Below are 3,333 nucleotides of genomic sequence, written 5' to 3'. Positions count from 1 at the left end.
TCAAATAAACCGAATAGAAAGATGGAAAGGATTTTTAGGATTTTGATTTTGTCGGCATTGTTTATGCCGCTGATGGTTGAGGGCCAGCAGCTGCCCCAGTTCAGCCAGTACATGTTCAACGGTCTGCATATCAATCCGGGATATGCGGGATACAAGTCACAGGGTTATATCCAGAGCACTTACAGGAGCCAGTGGGTCAGTTTTCCCGGTGCTCCCAAGACATTTACGGTTACTGCGGACCTGAGTTCGAACGAGGGTATGCAGGGTTTCGGTGTTTCGTTCATGACCGACCAGATCGGTCCTTCGAAGACGACCGGTGGTCTTTTCACCTATGCATACAGGATGCAGGTCGGAGAGGAGAGTTTTTTCAGTCTCGGGCTGAGCGGTGGTTTTTCGGAGTACATGATAGACGGAGACCTGTTGAGGTACAACGATCCGAACGATCCGAACATACCCGAGGGCCGCGAGCGTATGGTCACGCCCAACATGAATGCGGGCATTTTCTGGCACAATTCGCGTTTTTATGCGGGATTGAGTGCGTACAACATGATAGGTAAGGGTTCTCTCCAGCGTGAGGACCTGTCCCTTGGATTCCATGATTACCATTATTATCTGACAGCCGGGGCGCTTATTCCGGTGAGCGACAGGGTTGAGTTCAAGCCGAGTTTTCTGGTCAGGCAGGTCAGTGGGGCTCCGACGAGCTATGACATCAACGGTATGTTCCTGTTCATGGAGCGGCTGTGGCTAGGTGCGTCTTACAGGTCTAACATGAAGATCTGGAACGAGAACCTGGAGTCGAACCTCGGGAACAGGAACGCGGTTGCGTTTCTGGTGGAGATTTTTGCCACGGAGAGCATCAGGATAGGCTATGCCTACGACCACAACCTGAACGTTCTACAGGATTACAGGAACAATTCGCACGAGATCAGCCTGGGATATTATCTTTCTCCCAGAAATGTTAAATTGAAAAACCCTAGATGGTTCTGATCATGAGAAACAGCATAAAGATATTTATAGCGGCAGGTTTTCTGCTTCTGGCCACGGATATATACGGGCAGGCTCGTCTTCTGAGATACGGGGACAAGCAGTACTTACTTGAGAATTACGGAAGGGCGGCGGAGGCCTACAGGGAAGCCTACGTCAGGCGAGCGGAATACGGCACGGCGGTCAAGGCCGCGGAGAGTTATGACAGGCTTGGCATGTATTCGGAGTCCTACGAATGGTGGGGCAGAGCGGTCGGCCATGAGGGTTCGGGGAAGGATGATTACGCCAGTTACCTGAGGGCGGCGGTACAGTCCGGCCGGTGGGGCGAAATAGAGGTTCTGCTGAAGTCCGGTGGCTATACGGAATATGATTTTCCTGGGCTTGACCTTTCCGGTATGCGCAGGCTTCTGGAAAGCCCTGCCCGGGTGAAGCTGGTCCCGGTTTCCGGGGCGAACAGCGGCGGCAGCGATATCGGTGCTTGGCCGGACGGCGGTGGCACGCTGTATTTTTCTAGCGACCGTGGGTCAGTGGGGGATGTGTCTCGCCGGGCGGGGATCAGGCTTGACGCGAAGAACAACATCTACAGTTCGGAGCGCAGCAGCTACAACGAGCGTGAGTTTTACAGGATATACAGGAAGGACAGTTCTGGCGCGGCAACAGTAGTGGTTACCGACCTTGCGGGAGCGCTGCATGTGAGCGATCCTTCGCTGATGTCTGACAGGGGGCTTGTTTTCTATACTGCCTTTGTGGGCAGGACCAGACAGAAGGGCACGCGTGAGATCACCAACCATGCCGGGATCTACTACGGTAAGATCGATAGGGATGGCAACATCACGGGGAGCGTTTCCTTTCCATACAACGACCACCAGTCCTACGGGGTTATGAACCCCTATGTTGACACGGAAGCGAATCGTATCTACTTTGCATCGGACATGCCCGGCGGTGAAGGAGGGTTTGACCTGTACTATGTGGAATATGACGGAGAGATGAACTTTTCGGCTCCGGTGAACCTGGGCCCTGAGGTGAACACGTCCCAGAACGAGAGCCATCCGTCGAGGAGCGGGGGCAGTTTTTACTTTTCTTCGCGCGGCCACGGAGGGCTTGGCGGCATGGACGTGTTCACGGCGGACTATAACGGCGGAAAAATAGGCAACGTGAGGAACATGGGTGTTCCGTACAACAGTGTCCGCGACGACTTTGCGTTCGTGGTTGCGGGTGACGGCAAGCGCTACCTGACCACAGACAGAGATGGGGGCATTGGCCTGGACGATATTTATACAGTTGAGGACCTGTTCAGGATCCTTCAGGCGCGGGTGCGCGACTGCGAGGGGAACGTGGTTCCGGATTACAGCGGCGAACTGTCCCGTCAGGGGGGCGGCATCATAGCCGCACAGCTTTCACGTGAGGGGATCCTGACGGCAGAGCTTGACCCTGATGGCGACTTTGTGCTGAGGATCAGCAGGAAGGGCTATTTTCCGGTGACCGACGGGAGCCTGGGCACGAAGGGCCTTGAAGCGGACACGCTGAAGCGGGATTACGTGCTTTCGCCGATACCGTACAGGACGCCTGTGTATGTTGACATAGTTTACTATGACCTTGACAGGTCTGAGATCAGGAAGGATGCGGAGCCTGCCCTTGAGCGGATAGGAGATCTGATGGGCAGGTACGGTTTCATGGACCTGGTGGTATCCTCGCATACGGATTCGAGGGCCTCAGAGGAGTATAACCGTGCGCTGAGCGAGCGCAGGGCGAATTCGGTGAGGGATTATCTGTCGAAATACGGCATAGACGGGGGCAGGGTGAGACTGGAGTGGCACGGGGAGCAGAATCTGGTGAACGAATGCGGGGACGGGGTTTCCTGTCCGGAGTCTGACCACCAGCTGAACAGGCGCAGCGAACTGGTCCTGGAGGCCTTTTCGGATAGCGGCAGACAGTATGAGCTTCCGGAAGGGATCGAGGATCCCTGCGAACTTCCGGCCTACCTGGAGCGTATAGCAGAGGAGGCGGGCCTTCCGACGGTTTACTTTGACTTTGACGGGACCGGCATCAGGCCGGAGCACAGGAGGGAACTGGAGCGTGTCGGAGTGATGCTCGGAAGGAAGACTGACCTGAGGCTGTACATAGAGGGCCATACGGACAGCAGGGGCAGCGAAGCATACAACATGGGCCTGTCGGAGCGCAGGGCCCAGGCGGTGATGGCCTATCTGGTGAAGCGGGGCGTGGCATCCACAAGGATGGAGCACAGATGGTTCGGTGAGAGCCGTCCGAAGGTGGACTGCGCAACGGGCGACTGCTCAGAGGCACAGCACCAGCAGAACAGAAGAACAGAGCTCAGAGTCAGCAATAAAT

The 3,333-nt window shown here is 55.7% G+C and carries 2 protein-coding genes; both read left to right on the top strand.

Features of this window, described 5'->3' with window-relative positions; genetic code table 11:
• Positions 1-21: 21 nt before the first annotated feature.
• Positions 22-987: a PorP/SprF family type IX secretion system membrane protein gene (locus CLV48_RS20350; RefSeq protein WP_106569137.1), complete on the top strand. Its 966-nt coding sequence runs from the start codon at positions 22-24 to the stop codon at positions 985-987.
• Positions 988-989: 2 nt separating this feature from the next.
• Positions 990-3,333: OmpA family protein (locus CLV48_RS20345; protein WP_245889628.1), on the top strand; the 2,344-nt coding region annotated here is incomplete at its 3' end.

Origin of the sequence: Cecembia rubra (assembly GCF_003014575.1) — a bacterium.
Lineage (GTDB): Bacteria > Bacteroidota > Bacteroidia > Cytophagales > Cyclobacteriaceae > Cecembia_A > Cecembia_A rubra.
The sequence above is the reverse complement of the archived record's forward strand: the minus strand, read 5'-3'. Positions and strand labels throughout refer to the sequence as shown.

Excerpts from the sequence above, each read along its gene's own strand:
- CLV48_RS20350 (WP_106569137.1), top strand. The coding sequence starts at position 22 with ATGGAAAGGATTTTTAGGATTTTGATTTTGTCGGCATTGTTTATGCCG.